The 18,914-nt window shown below is 58.9% G+C and carries 16 protein-coding genes; 4 read left to right on the top strand and 12 right to left on the bottom strand.

Annotated elements, in window-relative coordinates; genetic code table 11:
- Positions 1–55: 55 nt before the first annotated feature.
- From AC1MEA_RS15495 to AC1MEA_RS15470, 6 genes are all read right to left on the bottom strand, one after another.
- Positions 56–895: an ABC transporter ATP-binding protein gene (locus tag AC1MEA_RS15495; RefSeq protein WP_219061487.1), complete on the bottom strand. Its 840-nt coding sequence runs from the start codon at positions 893–895 to the stop codon at positions 56–58.
- Positions 883–1,686, bottom strand: a complete 804-nt coding sequence (locus tag AC1MEA_RS15490; protein ID WP_219061488.1) for an ABC transporter permease — start codon at positions 1,684–1,686, stop codon at positions 883–885. The genes AC1MEA_RS15495 and AC1MEA_RS15490 overlap by 13 nt, the downstream gene beginning before the upstream one ends.
- Before the next feature lie 9 nt (positions 1,687–1,695).
- Positions 1,696–2,682, bottom strand: a complete 987-nt coding sequence (locus tag AC1MEA_RS15485) for an ABC transporter substrate-binding protein (protein ID WP_480416684.1) — start codon at positions 2,680–2,682, stop codon at positions 1,696–1,698.
- A 336-nt stretch (positions 2,683–3,018) separates the two neighbouring features.
- Positions 3,019–4,683, bottom strand: a complete 1,665-nt coding sequence (locus AC1MEA_RS15480; RefSeq protein ID WP_480416683.1) for a GMC family oxidoreductase — start codon at positions 4,681–4,683, stop codon at positions 3,019–3,021.
- Positions 4,684–4,758: 75 nt separating this feature from the next.
- Entirely contained in the window at positions 4,759–6,129 is a 1,371-nt protein-coding gene (locus tag AC1MEA_RS15475) for an aspartate aminotransferase family protein (protein WP_480416682.1), read from the bottom strand.
- Positions 6,130–6,151: 22 nt separating this feature from the next.
- On the bottom strand, positions 6,152–7,642 hold the full coding sequence (locus AC1MEA_RS15470) for an aldehyde dehydrogenase (RefSeq protein WP_480416681.1): 1,491 nt from the start codon (positions 7,640–7,642) through the stop codon (positions 6,152–6,154).
- A gap of 263 nt (positions 7,643–7,905) precedes the next feature.
- Here AC1MEA_RS15470 and AC1MEA_RS15465 point away from each other — a divergent pair, with 263 nt between their 5' ends.
- Positions 7,906–8,823: a LysR substrate-binding domain-containing protein gene (locus tag AC1MEA_RS15465; protein ID WP_219061493.1), complete on the top strand. Its 918-nt coding sequence runs from the start codon at positions 7,906–7,908 to the stop codon at positions 8,821–8,823.
- A 27-nt stretch (positions 8,824–8,850) separates the two neighbouring features.
- On the opposite strand, the gene argE is transcribed toward AC1MEA_RS15465, so the two are convergent.
- The 4 genes from argE to AC1MEA_RS15445 all read right to left on the bottom strand — a co-directional run bounded on the left by argE (position 8,851) and on the right by AC1MEA_RS15445 (position 12,689).
- Positions 8,851–10,014: an acetylornithine deacetylase gene (gene argE, locus AC1MEA_RS15460; protein ID WP_480416680.1), complete on the bottom strand. Its 1,164-nt coding sequence runs from the start codon at positions 10,012–10,014 to the stop codon at positions 8,851–8,853.
- The gene (locus AC1MEA_RS15455; protein ID WP_480416679.1) at positions 10,011–10,688 is read right to left on the bottom strand and encodes a DUF1028 domain-containing protein; all 678 of its coding nucleotides are present in this window, start codon (positions 10,686–10,688) and stop codon (positions 10,011–10,013) included. The genes argE and AC1MEA_RS15455 overlap by 4 nt, the downstream gene beginning before the upstream one ends.
- Entirely contained in the window at positions 10,685–11,116 is a 432-nt protein-coding gene (locus AC1MEA_RS15450) for a RidA family protein (RefSeq protein WP_480416678.1), read from the bottom strand. Before AC1MEA_RS15450 ends, AC1MEA_RS15455 begins: the two co-directional genes overlap by 4 nt.
- A gap of 64 nt (positions 11,117–11,180) precedes the next feature.
- Complete coding sequence (locus tag AC1MEA_RS15445; RefSeq protein ID WP_219061497.1) at positions 11,181–12,689, bottom strand: 4-hydroxyphenylacetate 3-hydroxylase family protein; 1,509 nt, start codon at positions 12,687–12,689, stop codon at positions 11,181–11,183.
- Positions 12,690–12,915: 226 nt separating this feature from the next.
- Between AC1MEA_RS15445 and AC1MEA_RS15440 the strand changes: the two genes are divergently transcribed.
- Positions 12,916–13,470: a flavin reductase family protein gene (locus AC1MEA_RS15440; RefSeq protein ID WP_449634934.1), complete on the top strand. Its 555-nt coding sequence runs from the start codon at positions 12,916–12,918 to the stop codon at positions 13,468–13,470.
- Here the strand turns inward: AC1MEA_RS15440 and AC1MEA_RS15435 are convergent.
- Positions 13,467–14,141 carry a MiaE family protein gene (locus tag AC1MEA_RS15435; protein ID WP_480416677.1) on the bottom strand — a complete coding sequence of 225 codons (675 nt, stop codon included), beginning with the start codon at positions 14,139–14,141 and terminating at the stop codon, positions 13,467–13,469. The genes AC1MEA_RS15440 and AC1MEA_RS15435 overlap by 4 nt on opposite strands.
- A gap of 182 nt (positions 14,142–14,323) precedes the next feature.
- On the opposite strand from AC1MEA_RS15435, the gene AC1MEA_RS15430 reads away from it, so the two are divergent.
- The gene (locus AC1MEA_RS15430) at positions 14,324–15,187 is read left to right on the top strand and encodes a universal stress protein (RefSeq protein ID WP_480416676.1); all 864 of its coding nucleotides are present in this window, start codon (positions 14,324–14,326) and stop codon (positions 15,185–15,187) included.
- A 47-nt stretch (positions 15,188–15,234) separates the two neighbouring features.
- On the opposite strand, the gene AC1MEA_RS15425 is transcribed toward AC1MEA_RS15430, so the two are convergent.
- Positions 15,235–15,708 (bottom strand): DUF1289 domain-containing protein, encoded by a 474-nt coding sequence (locus AC1MEA_RS15425; RefSeq protein ID WP_219061501.1) that lies wholly within the window; start codon positions 15,706–15,708, stop codon positions 15,235–15,237.
- A gap of 405 nt (positions 15,709–16,113) precedes the next feature.
- Here AC1MEA_RS15425 and acnB point away from each other — a divergent pair, with 405 nt between their 5' ends.
- Complete coding sequence (gene acnB / locus AC1MEA_RS15420; protein ID WP_219061502.1) at positions 16,114–18,714, top strand: bifunctional aconitate hydratase 2/2-methylisocitrate dehydratase; 2,601 nt, start codon at positions 16,114–16,116, stop codon at positions 18,712–18,714.
- The last annotated feature ends 200 nt before the right edge of the window (positions 18,715–18,914 follow it).

Raw genomic sequence — 18,914 nt, 5'->3', positions numbered from 1 at the left:
AAGAGAGGGGATCGATTGATAGCAGAGGGTCAACGAACGTGGAGGGACCGGGGCGTCAGTGCGCTTCTTCCAGTTCATCATGAAGCAGTCCGAAAATTTCGCGCTTCATGTCGATGAATGAACGCTCCATGACCATGTCCAGAGTACGAGGACGTTCGATCGGCACATCAAGAATCTGCTTGATACGCCCAGGGCGCGCGCCCATGACATAGACGCGATCACCCAATAGGATGGCTTCGTCAATGTCGTGGGTGACGAACAGTACGGTCTTTTTGCTATGCCCCCAAACCCGCAACAGCAATTGCTGCATCTGCAGGCGGGTCTGGCTGTCGAGTGCGCCGAAGGGTTCATCCATCAGCAAAATCTGCGGATCGTTGGCCAAGGCACGAGCAATGGCGACCCGTTGCATCATGCCGCCGGAGAGTTGTTTGGAGAAGTTATCGGCAAACTGCGTCAACCCGACTTCGTTGAGGTAATAGTCGACGATTTCCTTGCGCTGGGCGGCGGGCATTTTCCGCCGTTTAAGGCCGAACTCGATGTTCTGCCGTACGGTTAACCATGGAAACAATGTATAGCCCTGAAAGACCATGCCGCGGTCGGCGCCCGGACCTTCCACACGCTCACCGCCGACATAAATCTCGCCTTCCGTAGGCTCCGCCAGCCCTGCCGTGAGGTAGAGCAAGCTCGACTTACCGCAGCCGGACGGCCCGACCAACACCGCGAACTGCTGGTCGGGAACCTCGAAGGAGACCTGCTCCAGCGCGGTGAAGGTGCCGCCACTGGGGCTTTGATAGCGCAGGCTGACGTTGTCCACTTGCAAGCGTGGCGCAGCGTGCGATGAAGGCATGGCCGGTGGCGTGACAACACGTGGTTTCGCTGCAGTTACAGAGCCCATGCGGCCACCTTCAGTCGTAGGAATCGAAACAGTTGATCGGTGATCAGCCCCAACAGGCCAATGATCGCAATCGCCAGGAAAATCACATCCACCTGGAAACCACGCATGGCTTTCAGGCTCAAGTAACCCAAACCGCTGGAGGCGGCCACCAACTCGGCAACCACCAGGTAGGTCCAGGCCCAGCCCATGGTCACTCGCAGCGTATCGAGCACGCCCGGCAACGACGCCGGGGCGATCACATGCACCACCGCGTCCCGGCGGCTCGAACCCAGGGTGTAGGAGGCGTTGATCAAGTCCTTGGAAATACCTTTGGACACGTCGGCGATCATCACCAGTTGCTGAAAGAACACCCCAAAAATAATCACCGAGACCCGCTGCTCCAGACCGATCCCGATCCAGAGAATGAACAGCGGTACAAAGGACGTCACCGGTAAGTAGCGGATGAAGTTGACCATCGGTTCAAGGAACGCCTGAACGATGCGAAAGCTGCCCATCAGCAAACCCAGGGGTACCGCCACCAGGGACGAGACGATGAAACCCACCATCACCACCTCCAGGCTGGCCCAGACGTGCAGCCCAAGCGTGCCGTCACGGCTTAACCGCACTGCGGCGTCAAAAACCGCCCCCGGTGTCGGCAGAAACATGCCCGGCACCACGCCGCCGTATGACAATCCGGCCCACAGGCCGATCAATAACAGCCAGGCCAACCCGCCTGCACTCCAGATCAATTGCACCGGCAGCCCGGTCTTGGGCGTAATACAACGGTTCAGCCATGAATTGCGCTTGGACATGCTGAGCTCCTATCGCGGGGTAACAAACCGGCTGTCGACCAGGTCGTCATAGCTGACGTTGAAAGGCTTGCCCTGCAGCTCGCTGGCGGTTTCATTTGCCAGCTTGATCACGGTAGAGCCCTCACCCGGCTTGCCCGGCGAACCCAACAATTTCTCGCTCATGGCCTGATCGTAGAAACGCACGCCTTTGGCGGCGGCAGCCAGCTCTGCAGGATCGGCCAGGTAACCGCCGACGCCCTTGGCCATGATGGTGTATGCCTCTGTCGGGTGGTCCTTGGTGTACTGCACCGCTTTGTACAAGCCCGCAACCAATGCCTTGACGTCACTCGGTTGTTTTTCGATGACGGAACAGTTGAGGGCTACCACGTCAACGATTACACCGGGGGTCGAGCTGCTGTCGATCAACACCTTGCCTTGTTGCTTGGAGCGCACCAATGAGAGATGCGGTTCCCACGTCACGGCAGCGGGCACACGACCGGCAATGAATGCAGTGGCGGCATCGTCAGCGGTCATGTTCTGCACGGTGATGTCACTCATTTTCATGCCGTTCTTTTTCAACAGATAAGACAGCCAGAACTGCGACACCGAACCTTCGTTCACCGCCACGGCTTTGCCCTTGAGCTCCTGCAGACTGTTGACCTCCTTGCCCACTAACACGCCATCGCCGCCATGGCTTTCATCGAGCGCGGCAACCGCTCTGAAGCAGAACTGCGGACGATACTTGAGCACTTCATCGAGAGTCGAGGCCGACCCGGAAAGCTTGCCCGAGGCTTGGGCGGCCATGTACATCGAGGCTTCTTCAATGACTGGCAATTCGACGGTCAGGCCGTTTTCCTTGAAGTAGCCAAGCTCCTGGGCCAGGTACAAGGTGCCGTAGCCGACCCAGGTGGTATGACCGATAGACAGCGTTCCGGCCTGGGCGCTGGTGGCGACACCGATAGCGATGGCGGTCAGGGCAAGGGGACGAGCAAAGCGTGTTAGCAAGGGCTTGATCATGAAGGCACTCCCACAGTTATTGATTTAGTTTTGTCTTGCGGGGCAGTACGGCCAATGGCCTTGAACGGGTGCGACGTACGGTCTCTGATGGACCTTGAAGTGCCAGTCGTTGGCTGACTGGCGTGGTCGATGTTGGCCTAAGCCAAGGGATAGGAAAAATACTAAATATGTCTTTGCGAACGATGAAAAACCTCATCAGCCCGCACTGCAAAAGGGCGCCGTAACCGCCAATGCCCGGGGTGGGTGCGGTTTTGATAGAGGGGTATGCAGAACACTACTTTCGCGCGTGAACCCGCTTCCGTTGAGGCTCGACAAAGCCCCTCCGTGAGAGCGAGTTTATTCGCGAATGGCGTGACGCGGCCTTCCTGACACGCTGCCTCCAGAACGCAAGCGGGCCTCCTCCCCATGCTCCTGCACGATCATCTCCGCAGCCTTCTCGCCGATCATGATGCACGGTGCATTGGTATTGCCGCTGACCAGTGTCGGCATGATCGAGGCATCGGCGACGCGTAGCTTGCTGAGACCATTGACCTTCAACTGGGGAGTGACCACGCTCATCGCGTCCACCCCCATTTTGCAGGTGCCTACCGGATGGAACACCGTGGCTGCGTGTTGCCGGACGTACGCCAGCCATTGCTCGTCCGTCTGCACCTGATCACCCGGCAGCATTTCCTTGCCGCGCAGGCCGTCAAAGCTTGCGTCCGCGAGAGTCCTGCGAGCCAGTTTCAGGCCCTCGATCAGTACCCGGGCGTCGTCCATGTCGTCGAGAAAGTTGTAATCCAGCTCAAGCTGGCGGTTCTTGCCCAGACGCAGGCTGCCGATGCTTTTGGGCCGCAGCACGCACGTGTGGATCGCGTAACCGTGCCCCCATTCGAACAACCGACCGCGATGGCTGCGATAACCCGGCACAAAATGAAACTGCACATCCGGCAGCGCGCCCGCTAAAGGCGTTCGCGCAAACCCGCCCGCCTCAACATAGTTGGTGGTGAGCCAGCCGGTTTTTCGCCAAAGGTACTTGAACGGCGACAGCAACACCGTGGGCAGGGACCCCAGGGAAAAGCCCAGCGTCAGCGGGCTCGGCGAGCGCACCGTGACCAACCCGTCGAGGTGATCCTGAAGGTTCTTGCCAACCCCGGGCAGGTCGACCTTAACGGCGATGCCGGCCGCTTCCAGCTGGGCTTTGGGCCCGACACCGGATTCCAGCAGAATCTGCGCCGAGCCGATTGTGCCCGCACACAGCAACACTTCCCGGCTGGCGCCAAGCCGCAACAACTGGCCGTTCATGTCAACCAGCACGCCTTGCGCCGCGCCGTTCTCGATGACCAGCGAACGCACCTGACAATCGCTAAGCACCGTCAGGTTAGGCCGCTGTAATACTGGGGCGACAAAAGCGCGATAACTGCTCAGGCGCTTCGCCTCTTTTTGCGTCAGGTTATAGAGGCCGGCGCCTTCGAGGGTCGCACCATTAAAGTCATCGTTGCGCCCTAAGCCTATGCGCCCGGCGGCTTTGACAAACAGTCGCGACAGCGGATTGGGGTCACGCGCCTGATCAACGCACAGCTCACCTTGGGTGCCGTGGTAGTTCAGGTCCTGGCCCAGCAGGTTGCGCTCGGATTTTTTGAACAGCGGCAACACCTGCGCCCAACTCCAGCCGTGACAACCCAGTTGCGCCCAACGGTCGTAATCAGCTGATGCGCCACGGATGTAGATCATGCTGTTCATCGACGTCGAGCCGCCGAGCACCTTGCCTCGCGGGCAATGCAGCGATCGTTCGTTGAGTTGTGCTTGCGGCGTGGAGTGGAAGTTCCAGCTGTAGGTTGGGCTTTTATAGAGCGTGATGGTGCCGGCTGGCGTCTGGATACGCGGGCTGTTGTCATGCCCACCGGCCTCGATCAGACATACCCGCCAGGCCGGGTTGGCACTCAAGCGGTTTGCCAGCACACAGCCAGAGGACCCCGCGCCGACAATAATGAAATCGTACTGCTGTTCAGCGATGGTCATAAGCGCTCTCTCAGATCCGTATCGTGTAGCGACCGCATGGAGGGCAAGCCCGCGATACGGTCCGCAGGGCCGTCCTCAGAGCCGACCCAACTCCTCGGCGGTGCGGTCTACCGCACGCCGGGTTTTCTCGATCAGTTCATCGATTTCAGCGTGAGTGGCCACCAAGGCCGGGGCCATGATCATCCGCCCCAGCGTTGAGCGAATAATCACGCCTTCCTCAAAGCCCAGGGTCCGGCAGCGCCAGGCAATGTCGTTTTCGTTGGCAAAGCGTTTGCGCGTGGTTTTGTCCTCGGCAAACTGCAAAGCCGCCAGCATCCCCACCCCCTGGATATCGCCCACCAACGGGTGCGCGCTGAACACTTCGCGCAGACACTGCTGCAGGTACGGACCGATATCGGTTTTCACCCGACTGACTACGCCCTCGTCCCGCAACGCCTTGAGGTTGGCAATGGCGACCGCCGCTGCCACCGGGTGCCCGGAGTAGGTCAGGCCGTGAGCGAACACACCACCCTGCTCCACCAACACTTCGGCCATGCGCCGGGACAGCACCAGGCCGCCCATGGGGATGTAGCCGGACGTCAGGCCTTTGGCGATTGACAGGGTGTCCGGTTCAAACCCGAAATATTCATGGGCGAACCATTCGCCGGTGCGACCGAAACCGCCGATCACTTCGTCGGCACACAGCAGCACATCGTATTTGCGGCAGATGCGTTGAATCTCCGGCCAGTAGCTTTCAGGTGGAAAGATCATCCCGCCTGCGCCCTGGAACGGCTCGGCGACAAACGCCGCCACCTTGTCTGCGCCTAGCTCGAGAATCTTCTCTTCCAACTGCCGGGCGGCGCGCAGACCGAACTCGGCCGGGCTCAAATCGCCTTCGTGGGCATACCAGTAGGGTTCGTCGATGTGCTCGACGTCGGGGATCATCCCTCCCATCTCATGCATGAACTTCATGCCACCCAGCGCAGAACTGGCCAGGGTCGAACCGTGGTAACCGTTCCAGCGACCGATCATGATTTTCTTCTCGGGCTTACCGAGGATCGTCCAGTAACGCCGCACCGTGCGGATCAGTACTTCGTTGGCCTCAGAACCGGAGTTGGTATAGATCGCGTGGCTGTAGTGGTCGGGCAACAAGCTGAACAGCAGTTCCGACAGCTCAATCACCGACGGGTGCGTGGTGTGGAAAAACAGGTTGTAGTACGGCAATTGCTCCAACTGCCGGGTGGCTGCGGCAGCCAGGTCCTTGCGCCCGTAACCCAGATTGGTGCACCACAGCCCGGACATGCCGTCCAGGTAACGCTGACCATCGTTGTCCCACAAATTCAGGCGGTCCCCCCTGACCATCACGCGCGGGCCTTCGGCGTTCAAGGCCTTTTGATCGACAAACGCATGGATGTGGTGGGCGGCATCGGCTGCCTGGTAGTCGCGGGTTTCACGTTGGATCGTCATCGCCAGATCTCCCTTTTTATAATCAGCGCAGTTGAAACCAGGTGGTCTTCAACTGGGTGTATTTGTCGAATGAATGCAGGGACAGGTCGCGGCCGAAACCGGACTGTTTGCCGCCGCCAAACGGCACCGTCACGTCCAGCGCGTCGACGGTGTTCACTGAAACAGTACCGGCACGCAATTGCCGCGCCACGCGATGGGCGCGGTTGAGGTCGTCGGTCCACAGTGAAGCGGCCAGGCCATACACGCTGTCATTGGCCAGCTGCAGGGCGTGGGCTTCGTCATCGAAAGCGCTGACCGCCAGCACTGGACCGAAGACTTCCTCGCGGAACAAGCGCATGTCCGCTCGCACGTCGGTGAAGATGCAGGGCGTAATGAAGTTGTCGGAGCCATTGAACGTCTGTTTCCGTCCGCCGCAAACCCAGCGTGCGCCCTGCTCCTGGGCGCCGTGGATGAAATTCATGATGCGTGCGGTCTGGCGGCTGTCGACGATGGCGCCGAGTGTGCTTGCCGGGTTCAGCGGATCGCCCGGCTGCCAGTACTCGGCATGAGCCTGCAGGCGCTCGACGAACTGATCATGGATTGAACGCTCGACCAGTAACCGCGAATTGGCCGAACAGACTTGGCCCTGATTGAAGAAGATACCGAAGACGGCTTTTTGCGCAGCAAGGTCGAGGTCCTGGCAATCGGCAAAGACCAGGTTCGCGCTCTTGCCGCCGCATTCCAGCCACACCTGTTTGAGGTTGGATTGTGCGGAATACTGCATGAACAATTTGCCGACTTCGGTGGAGCCGGTAAACACCAGGCAATCGACATCCGGGTGCAACCCCAAGGCCTTGCCTGCTTGCTCACCCAGGCCAGGCACCACATTCAGCACCCCTTCGGGCACACCGGCTTCCAGCGCCAACTCGGCCAGGCGCAACGCGGAGAACGGCGATTGCTCGGCAGGCTTGAGCACCACCGAATTGCCTGCGGCCAGCGCCGGGGCAAGTTTCCAGGCGGCCATGTCCAGCGGGAAGTTCCACGGGACCACGGCCGCAACCACCCCAAGCGCTTCACGGGTGATGGTCGCGAGCACATTCTGCGCACTCGGCGCGACCTGGCCGTAGAGCTTGTCGAGGCTTTCTGCGTACCAGCGAAATACCCCGGCAGCACCCGGCACATCGACGTTGTAGGCGTCCATCACCGGCTTGCCCATGTTCAGCGAGTCCAGAAGCGCCAGTTCTTCACGGTTGGCCATGATCAAGTCGGCCAGGCGCAACAGCACCTGTTTGCGTTCAGTCGGTGAACGCGCCGACCAACTGCCCGACTCGAACGACTGACGAGCACTGAGCACTGCGGCATCGACCTCTTCACTGTCGCACGCAGCCACCTGCGCCAGGCACGCTCCAGTGGCGGGGTTGATCGCAGCGAAGGTCTGCCCCGACTGCGCGACCACCTGACGGCCGCCGATCAATGCGCGGTCACGAAAACGCAGCGCTGCAGCCTGGCGTTGCCAATATTCAAGTTCGAACACCTTCAGACTCCTTTTACCGGGCGCACTCGAATCGGCGCGCGGGCTCGTGGGTTCGATGGTGGCTGAACCCGGCAACGAGGAAAAATATTAAATATGTGTTCGCAGGCCATGAAAAAACTGGGCAGCCGACAGGCCTCGTCGTGGGCTTTAGTCGCTAAAGTGCGTAGGTACCAAGGTGCGACGGTGTGCAAATTGCTTGTACTTGAAGCGGGGTCATTACGTGCTTCGAAATCACCCACACACCCTATTGAACGAGGTTCGCTGTGGCTGCTTACAATCTGCGTCAACTGAAGTACTTCATCACCACGGTCGAATGCGGCAGTGTCGCCGAGGCCTCGCGCAAGCTGTACATCGCACAGCCGTCGATTTCCACGGCGATCAAAGGGCTGGAGGAAAGCTTCGGCGTGCTGCTGCTGATCCGTCATCACGCCCAAGGCGTTTCACTGACCCCCAGTGGTGCACGCTTCTACCGCAAGGCGCAGGAATTGCTGCGCATGGCCAAGGAATTCGAACAGAACGCACTGGCCGACAATGATGTGGTTGCCGGACAGATTGATATTGGCTGCTTCGAAACCGTCGCGCCGTTGTACCTGCCGCAGCTGATTGCCGGGTTCAATGCGCTGTATCCGGGGGTGGAGATCCGCATCCGCGATGGCGAACAACAGGAACTGGTGCAGGGTCTGACCTCTGGCAGTTTCGACCTGGCGATTCTGTATGAGCACGACCTGGACAGCACCATCGAAACCCAGCCGCTGATGCCTGCACAACGCCCCTACGCGCTGTTACCCGCCGACCATCGTTTCGCCCAGCAAGCCCAGGTTTCGCTGCGTGACCTGTGTCTGGAACCGATGATTTTGCTGGATGTACAGCCAAGCCGGACGTACTTCGTCAGCCTGTTCGAAGAACTGGACCTGACACCCCGCATCGCGTTCAGCTCGCCATCGATTGAGATGGTTCGAGGCATGGTTGGCCAGGGCTTCGGCTTCTCGATCCTGGTCACCCGCCCGCACTCGGAATGCACCTACGACGGGAAGAAGGTGGTGTGCGTGGACATCGTGGAAGATGTCACCGGCTCAGGGCTGGTGGCCGCCTGGCTCAAGCGTGGGCAACTGACCAAACCGGCACAGCTGTTTGCCGATTACTGCTGTGAACAACTGACGGCAAAATCCCAACAGCCTTGAGCCCATCACAGTACAAAGACCCAAGCGTCAATCCGGCGCACGCAACCACTGCACCAACCGATCAAGCATTCGCTCACAGCCCTGCATCTGCTCGACAGTGACGAACTCGTCCGGCTTGTGGCCCTGCTCCATGCTGCCCGGCCCGCAGACCACGGTGGGAATGCCGGCTTCGTCAAACAACCCCCCTTCCGTGCCAAAGGCCACCGTGCCGAAATCGCTGGAACCGCTAAGCCGGGCAATCAATTGAGCGGCAAACCCTTGTGGATCGGTCGCCAACCCAGGGTAGCCACTCAGCGGCTGAAAACGGATGGCGGTCTCTGGACGCACGGCCTGCATCCTTGGCAACAGTTCTGCTTCGGCAAACGCTTGCAGTTCCGTCACCACCTGTTGCGGATCGAAGCAGGGCAAGGCCCGTACCTCGAAATCGAACTCACACTGCGCCGGGACGATATTAAGCGCCGTGCCGCCATGAATGATGCCGGTCTGCACGGTTGACCACGGCGGATCGAAACGCGAGTCATGGGCCTCGACCCGCGCCAACGCCTCACCGATGTGCCCCAACTTGCCGATCAAGCGGGCCGCATATTCGATGGCATTCACCCCTTGCGGCGCATACGCAGAGTGACAGGCCGCACCCTGGACGCAGCAACGCATGGCCAGCTTGCCTTTATGGCCGAGCACCGGTCGCAACGCTGTCGGCTCGCCGATAATGCACGCCAGGGGTTTGGGCTCGCGCTGCGCCAATTCGGCTAATAACGAACGCACGCCGAGGCAGCCGACTTCTTCATCATAAGAAAACGCCAGGTGCAGCGGCACCCGTAAGGGTCGTGCGACAAAGTCCGGCACGGCGGCCAACACGCAGGCTATATAACCTTTCATGTCCGCCGTGCCCCGGCCGTACAAGCGCCCGTCACGCTCACTCAAGGCGAACGGGTCGACGGTCCACGACTGGCCGTCCACCGGCACCACGTCGGTATGGCCGGACAAGACAACCCCCGGACGCTCGCCGGGTCCGATGCTGGCGAAGAGATTGGCCTTGGTCTTGTCCTCGTTGAAGAACAGTTCACTGACCACGCCAAAACCCGCGAGGTAGTCGCGGATGAACTCGATCAAGGCCAGGTTCGACTCACGACTGACGGTATTGAAGGCGATCAGCCGTTCCAGCAGCGCATGACTTTTAAACAGGTTCATTCATCACCGGGGACGCCATACCGAGGGGCGCGAGTCGGGTCCAACGCACGGATAACGTAGTCATCCATCTGCGGACGATAGGCTTGCCAGAGTTGATCCAGTTGGCCTATCGGGTCGTGTTCCGCCCAGTCCACCCGCAGGTCCACAATCGGCCAGAGCAAATCGCTGACCACTGACAATGCCGCCGAATGCACCGGGCCGGCTTCACCGCCAGCCGCCATGGCAGCGTGCATGGCCGCCAGCAGACGATCGGCCAGTGCTTCACCGTTTGTTGCCTCGAAAGCGGCGACCATCGCCGAGATGACCGCTGTATCGGCCAATAGATTTCCGGCGGCCACGCATTGCTCACCCGCCAGCGCATGGTGCAGACCCAGCGCCTGATTGCCGGTGAACAGCGCCGTTGCGCCGTGCTGGTCAATCACTGCCACCTGCCGGTATTGGCTGAAACCATGCCGGGTCAAAGCCTTATCCAGCGCAGCACTCGCGCTCTCCCCGGCCTCCAGCAGGTCGAGAATTTCCGGACCGAGCGCGGGCAGCGTGATGTTCTGGGTCGCCACGGCCCCTGCCCCGGCCCGTAGCCACGGGCAACGTGCGCCCACGGCGATACTTGACGAACTGATGGCGATACCGAACTGCCCGGTTTCGGCACAACGGCCAACAATAGAGAAGGTCATGGCGTGCCTCCTGCGTCCGGGATGACTGCGATGACGTCGATTTCCATCAACCATTCAGCTTGGCCGAGACCGGCGACCACCAGCCCGGTAGAAATCGGAAACACGCCCTTGAGCCACTTGCCGACCACCCGATACACCGGCTCACGGAAACGCGGATCGGTGATGTAGGTGGTGGTCTTGACGATATGGCTCAGGTCGCTGCCGGCTTCTTCGAGCAATTGTTTGAGGTTTTTCATTGCCTGTTCAGCCTGGGCAGCTGGATCGCCAAGGCCGACCAACTGACCTTCGAAATCGGTACCGACCTGGCCCCGCACATACACCGTGTTACCCGCCACAACGGCCTGACACAGATCGTTGTCCAGGGTCTGGTTCGGGTACGTCTGTTTGGTATTGAACATCCGGATACGCGTGTGAGTGGGTGTGCTCATGCTGGGAACCTGCAAAAAATCGTCAGGGCCTGGCCGCTAAAAGCGGCCAGTTCTAATAGGTGGATCAGGCTTTCACCGCCAGCTTGGGCGGCATTACCGGCGCGGCGGCTACCGGCTTGGCTTTGTTGCCCATGACACGTTCGGAAAGCCCGGCAGACTTGCGCACGAAATCCAGAGGACCGTCCCAGTCGAAGTTGCGATAGACCGCCGCCAAATGCGCGAACGGCGGCGATTGGGCAAACAGCTGGAAGGTCAGTCGATGCCCGGCGTAATCCGAATTCATCAGGTCGCGGGCGAAAGCCAGCAGTTTGCGGCGGTCTTCGGCGACCCAGTCTTCATTGACCGAGTAATACTTGTTCAGCCACTTGCCCGCTTCCGGGTGTTTGAAACTGGCGGCGTCCGGGGTCACGCAGATCTGCCCGCCGCACAATTCGCGGGCGATGTGGGTCATGTTGTGCAACTGCGAGGTTGCCAGCACGCGCCCGGTGTACAGCAGCGACTGGTTGGGCATCAGCAAACCGCCGGGGCTCTTCTCCGCCAACGCGATGGACGCGGTCAGGTGCGCATTGATCCCTTCGCGATAACAGGCCAGTTGTGCGAGCTTTTCCTGCACCGCCTGCTGATTTTCCAGGCCGGTCTGACGGGCATTGAACAGCGCCGCCCCGATCAGCATGTCTGCCACTTTCAAGTTGCGCTGCACAAAGGCGAATGCGCTGTAGCGGTGCAAGGTCGAGCGAATGAAGGTCGCGGCTTTGGTGTGCTGGTAGAACAGCACGTTTTCCCAAGGGATCAGGACGTTGTCGAAAATCACCAGCGCATCGACTTCATCGAAACGGTTGGCCAATGGGTAGTCATCATCGCTGCCACGCCCGGCAAAACCGCTGCGACAGATAAATTTCAGCCCCGGCGAACCCAGGTCGCAAATAAAGCCGACGGCATAGTTCGACAGCTCGGAGTTACCCCAGTTGGCGATGGTCGGTTTAGTGAACGCCTGGTTCGAATAAGCGGCAGCGGTCTCGTACTTAGCCCCGCGAACGATAATCCCGGCATCGGTTTCCTTGACCACATGCAAGAGCATGTCCGGGTCCTGATCCTGCGGACGCTTGGATCGGTCGCCTTTGGGATCGGTGTTGGCCGATACGTGGAAGGTGTCGCTGTAGAGCACCTTGTCGATGTGATTACGAATATTGGCCGAAAACTGCGGATTGACCTCGTTGAGCACATCCTGGCCGTCGAACAGCGACCACATTTCACCGACCGTTTCGTCACCCACACGGGTAACCACACCACCGATATCGTTGAGCACCGCATCGGTGGAATTGCGTTTATCCCACCAGTCCTGCTGGGTACGCGGCAGCTTCAGGCCAATGGCATGGGATTCACCGCTGGCGTCCTGATAGGTCATTTTGCTTTTGGTGGCGGCATCATGCTGCATGTCATAGATGCGGGCCCGAATGTCCACCAGCGGTTTGAAGGCAGGGTGTGAAGGAACGTCCAGCACCCGCTCGCCATTGATGTAAACCTCACGGCCGTCGCGGATGGAGTCGCGATACTGCTCACCTGTTCTGATCATTGTGAATCCCCATGATGTGCCAACGGTTGTTTGCGCCGGGCGCTGTGTCTGGGGGCATTCTGTTCATGAGGTCGGGCACAAATAAATTAGGTTATTTGTGGTTGTTGCCTAGCTAAAAGCTGGCCTTCAGCTTTTTAGGGTCAAGCCAAACAAATTAAGTAATTTCGGTATTGAGCGTCCACTCGCAGAATCAAGCCATCTCCCAGCGACAAAGAGGATGTGCGCAATGAATACTTCCGTGCGGTTTCAACCCGATGATGTCAGCGTGCTGACCGCCGCGACCCTTGCGGCCAGCCCGGCCGAATTCATTGCCGCCATGGGCAAATGTGCCACGGGAGTAACGGTGATCACCACCGACGGTGCCGGTGGTCGCTTTGGCGTAACCGTTAGCGCGATGACCTCGGTCTCGGCTGAACCGCCGCTGTTGCTGGTGTGCGTGAACCGCAACAACCTGGCGTCGAAAGCCATTGATCAGAACGGCTGTTTTTGCGTCAACGTGATCGAAACCGAACAGCAGCCGGTGGCCCAGGTGTTTGCCGGGCAGATCAAACTGGAAAACGGCGACCGCTTTGCCTGCGCTGACTGGACCCAACACACGACAGGGGCGCCCCTGCTGGACAACGCGCTGGCCAGCTTTGATTGCCATATCGAACAGCAGATGGATCTAGGGACCCACACCGTGTTCATCGGCAAAGTCGTGGCCGTCAAAAGCCGCGAAGGGGCGCCGCTGGCCTATTCACACAGAAAGTTCTGCGGGCTGCAGGCGCTTGAGGGTCTTTAATCGCGGGACAACTGGCTCGGAATACCACTGTGGAAGCGGAACTCGACATCGGGACTGTCGATGAGACTGGCTTCGAGCACCCTGACTTTTTCGACGGTCCGCTCGACGTCGGCGGCTTCACCGTATTGATAGGCCAGCTTGAGGTAACCCTGGAAATGCCGGGCTTCACTTTTCAGTAACCCGTCATAGAAGCGGCCCAGCTCTTCATCCAGATACGGCACCAAGGCTTCGAAACGCTCACAGCTTCGCGCTTCGATAAACGCGCCCACCACCAGCGTATCGACCAGTTTAACGGGCTCGTGGGTCCGCACCGCCGCTCTCAGCCCAGAGGCATAACGACTGGCTGACAAGGCGCGCCATTCGATTTTGCGCTTTTTCATCAGCCGCAAGACCTGTTCATGGTGCACCAACTCCTCACGAGCCAGGCGCGACATCATCATGACCAGGTCAGGATACGAACCGTATTTGGCGATCATGCTCATGGCCGTGCTGGCGGCCTTGAACTCACAGTTCTTGTGATCAAGCAGCATCCTTTCCTGATTGACCAACGCCGCCTCGATCCAGCCCGCGGGGGTCCTGCACCCTAGAAACTCATGGATTTCAGGCAGCACGGGCGTCCTCGAAACCTTGGTTACAGGATGTGAAGCGTCGATTTCAGGGTTCAGTTGCATAGGCTCACAGCACGGCTGGGTGGGCAAAACGCAGCATTATACGAGGGCGGAGCGAATGAACCAGCGCCTTGCAGCAGATTTGACCTGATCTGGATCAACAACCCGGTCGGCAGACTGCAACTATAGTTGTACTTAAACAGCCGCTGTGAAAATAGCCAGTCGCATCCAGGGAGATCCAACTCATGCAAGCCGTTCGCAGCATCCTCGTGATAATCGAGCCTCAACATGCCGAAAGCCTGGCCCTTAAACGCGCCAAACTGATATCCGCGGTCACTGGAGCGCATCTGCATTTGCTGGTCTGCGACAAAAAACATGACCATTTGGCCCTCCTCAGCGTTCTCACGACCGGGTTGGTCAGCGAAGGCTTCAGCGTTACCGCTGAGCAGCAGTGGAACGAGACGCTGCATCAAACCATCATTGATGCTCAGCTGGACAAAGGGTGTGGCCTGGTCATCAAGCAGCACTTCCCCGATAACCCACTAAAAAAAGCCCTGCTGACCCCCGATGACTGGAAATTGTTGCGGCTGTGCCCGAGCCCGGTGCTGATGGTCAAAACCTCGACGCCGTGGACTGGCGGAGTGGTTCTGGCGGCGGTTGATGTCGGTAACTCTGACGGCGAGCACCGCGCCCTGCATTTCAGCATCGTTGATCACGGCTTCCAGATTGCCGCGCTGGCCAAGGCGCAACTGCATGTCATCACCGCGCACCCTTCACCCATGCTGTCAGCAGCCGACCCGGTGTTTCAGCTCAAGGAAAGCATCGAAGCCCGCTACCGCGATCAATGCCGGGCGTTTCAGGCCGAGTTCGATGTCGATGACGCCCACCTGCACATCGCCGAAGGCCCGGCCGACGTTCTGATCCCCTATACCGCGCGCAAACTCAACGCCGTCGTCACCGTGATCGGCACTGTGGCGCGCACGGGTATTTCCGGCGCACTGATCGGCAACACCGCCGAAGTGGTGCTCGATTCACTGGAAACCGATGTGCTCGTGCTGAAAACCGAAGAGATCATTGCTCATCTGGAAGAGCTGGCGGCCAAGGGCTGATAGCGTTTGCGCTTGTTACATCGCCTTCGCGAAGGGCTTGAAGCGATTTACCTGACGCCAAACGCATCCTTGAGAAAACCCGGGGCGATGTACCGTTCGTAATGGGCTTCTGACAGCAGAAAAAACTCGCGATCAATCGCATCGCGCAATTCTGGCAGAGCCCAGCTACGAAACTCTGGCATCAGCACCACGCCATACGCGTCGAGTTGACTGATAACCCGCGCACCGCGGGCAATCAGTTGGTAGGCCCAGCAATAGGCCGACTGATGCGGCACAAAGCGGATTTTGCGTTTTTCCAGCTGCTGACGCAGCTTGGCGGCGTCGAACACTTCAAGCTTGGCGGTCATGACCTGGACGAGCAGTTGCTCCAGGCGTAGCCAGACCGCACGCTTTTCATCCTCGTTGTAACCATTCCAGTTGATCACTTCGTGGTGGAATCGCTTGCAACCACGGCACACCAGATCCCCATAAACAGTGGAACAGAGGCCGATGCAGGGGGTCTTGATGGTTTGATTGGACATGGTCGAGAGGACGGCAACAGGCAAAACAAGCGCGTATGTTAGCCCTTTGTCTAACGAGGGTCACCCCTGAACATGCAGGGTCTAACTTACCTTTACCCGATTTTTGCCGTAGAATCATGGAGCCTTTTAAGGCGCCAATGTCCGTTAGAAGCTGTTTTCAAAGCGTCACGAGCACAGTCAAGTAACCCAGCAGTCCGGTGTTGATGCAGGTATTTCTCTTCGAAAAATCCTGTGTCGACACTCATCAGCCGTCCTGCAGGCGTAAAACTTTGAAAACAGCTTCTGTAAGAAATTACCGACTCCCCGGCCAAATGGCTCAAAAAGCCTAAAAAGCGCATGGGTGCGGATAATTTTCTGGATGAGCGTCCCGGACACCCATTTGGGACCACTGATGAGGGTAATACTGTGCTTGAAGCCTACCGTAAACACATCGAAGAGCGTGCCGCCCAGGGTATCGTGCCCCAGCCGCTTAACGCCGAACAAACCGCAGGCCTGATCGAGCTGCTGAAAAATCCCCCGGCTGGCGAAGAAGCTTTCCTTGTCGACCTGATTACAAATCGCGTTCCACCAGGCGTTGACGAAGCTGCATACGTCAAAGCTGGCTTCCTGTCCGCTCTGGCCAAAGGTGAAGCCACCTCTCCGCTGATCGACAAAAAGCGTGCCGTTGAGCTGTTGGGCACCATGCAAGGTGGCTACAACATCGTCACCTTGGTTGACCTGCTGGACAACGCTGAACTGGCACCAGTCGCGGCCAAAGAACTCAAGCACACCCTGCTGATGTTCGACGCGTTCCACGACGTGGCTGAAAAAGCCAAGAACGGCAACGTTCACGCTAAAGGTGTTCTGCAATCCTGGGCCGACGGCGAGTGGTTCCAGAAGCGCCCTGTTCTGGACGACAAAATCAGCCTGCGCGTGTTCAAGGTCACCGGCGAAACCAACACCGACGACCTGTCCCCTGCACCTGATGCCTGGTCCCGTCCTGACATCCCGCTGCACGCCCTGGCCATGCTGAAAATGGCCCGTGACGGCATCGTGCCTGATGAACAAGGCGTGACTGGCCCGATGAAACAGATCGAAACCATGCGCGGCCAAGGTTTCCCTATCGCCTACGTCGGTGACGTGGTCGGTACCGGTTCTTCGCGTAAATCAGCTACCAACTCGGTGCTGTGGTTCTTCGGCGACGACGTTCCTTTCGTACCGAACAAGCGCTCCGGCGGCTTCTGCTTCGGTAACAAGATCGCTCCAATCTTCTACAACACCATGGAAGATGCCGGCGCTCTGCCGATCGAATTCGACGTTTCCCTGATGAACATGGGCGACGTGATCGACCTTTACCCGCATGCCGGTAAAGTCACCAAGCACAACAGCGAAGAAGTCCTGGCCACCTTCGAAATGAAGACCCCGGTACTGCTCGACGAAGTTCGTGCTGGCGGCCGTATCCCGCTGATCATCGGCCGTGGCCTGACCGAAAAAGCCCGTACCGAACTGGGTCTGCCACCTTCGACCCTGTTCAAGCTGCCTGAACAACCGGCTGCCAGCACCAAGGGTTTCACCCTGGCGCAGAAAATGGTCGGCAAGGCATGCGGCGTCGCCGGCGTTCGTCCAGGCACGTACTGCGAGCCGAAGATGACCACCGTCGGTTCCCAGGACACGACTGGCCCGATGACCCGCGACGAATTGAAAGACCTGGCTTGCCTGGGTTTCTCTACCGATCTGGTCATGCAGTCTTTCTGCCACACCGCGGCATATCCAAAGCCGATCGACGTCAAGACTCACCACACACTGCCTGACTTCATCATGACCCGCGGCGGCGTTTCCCTGCGTCCGGGCGATGGCATCATCCACAGCTGGCTGAACCGTATGCTGCTGCCGGACACCGTCGGTACCGGTGGTGACTCGCACACCCGTTTCCCAATGGGGATTTCCTTCCCGGCCGGTTCCGGTCTGGTCGCGTTCGCTGCTGCCACTGGCGTTATGCCGTTGGACATGCCGGAATCGATCCTGGTCCGCTTCAAAGGCAAAATGCAACCGGGCGTCACCCTGCGTGACCTCGTTCACGCCATTCCTTACTACGCGATTCAGGCTGGCCTGCTGACCGTAGAGAAGAAAGGCAAGAAAAACGCATTCTCCGGTCGCATCCTGGAAATCGAAGGCCTCGACAACCTGAGCATCGAACAGGCTTTCGAGCTGTCCGACGCCTCTGCCGAGCGTTCCGCTGCCGGTTGCACCATCAAGCTGTCGAAAGAGTCCATCTCCGAGTACCTGAAGTCCAACATCACCCTGCTGCGCTGGATGATCGGCGAAGGCTACGGCGATGCTCGTACTCTGGAACGTCGTGCTCAAGCGATGGAAGCCTGGGTTGCCAACCCTGAGCTGATGGTTGCCGATGCTGACGCCGAATACGCCGAAACCATCGAAATCGACCTGGCTGACATCAAAGAGCCTGTGCTCTGCGCGCCAAACGACCCGGACGACGCCCGTCTGCTTTCCAGCGTTGCTGGCGAGAAGATCGACGAAGTGTTCATCGGTTCGTGCATGACCAACATCGGTCACTTCCGCGCTGCAGGCAAACTGCTGCAGAAAGTTGAAGGTTCGCTGCCAACCCGTCTGTGGCTGTCGCCTCCGACCAAAATGGACGCGCACCAGTTGACCGAAGAAGGCTACTACGGCATCTACGGCAAAGCTGGCGCACGCATGGAAATGCCAGGTTGCTCGCTGTGCATGGGTAACCAGGCACGCGTTGAACCTAACGCTACCGTGGTGTCCACGTCGACCCGTAACTTCCCCAACCGTCTGGGTGATGGCGCGAACGTTTACCTGGCCTCGGCCGAGTTGGCGTCTGTTGCATCGATCCTGGGTCGCCTGCCGACCGTTGAGGAATACATGGCCTACGCGAAAGAAATCGACACCATGGCAGCGGACGTTTACCGCTACCTGAGTTTCGACCAGATCGCAGAATTCCGTGAGTCGGCAGCCAATGCCAACATCCCGGTAATTCAAGCGTAACGAAACACTGCGTTGAAAAAACCCCGTCCTGGTGACGGGGTTTTTTTATGGGTTCAAGATCGTCCCCGTGCTACAGAGCGCGAGAACGCATATATTCCGAACGCCGCTGATACTAATAGTTAAGAATATCAACAGAGCGGAACCCGTACTAAATCAAAGTCCCGCCGCATCGGCATGCCATTAATACCGTGAATACTCAT

The organism is Pseudomonas sp. ASL8 (assembly GCF_056680355.1).
This window is presented reverse-complemented; position numbering and strand designations above follow the sequence as displayed.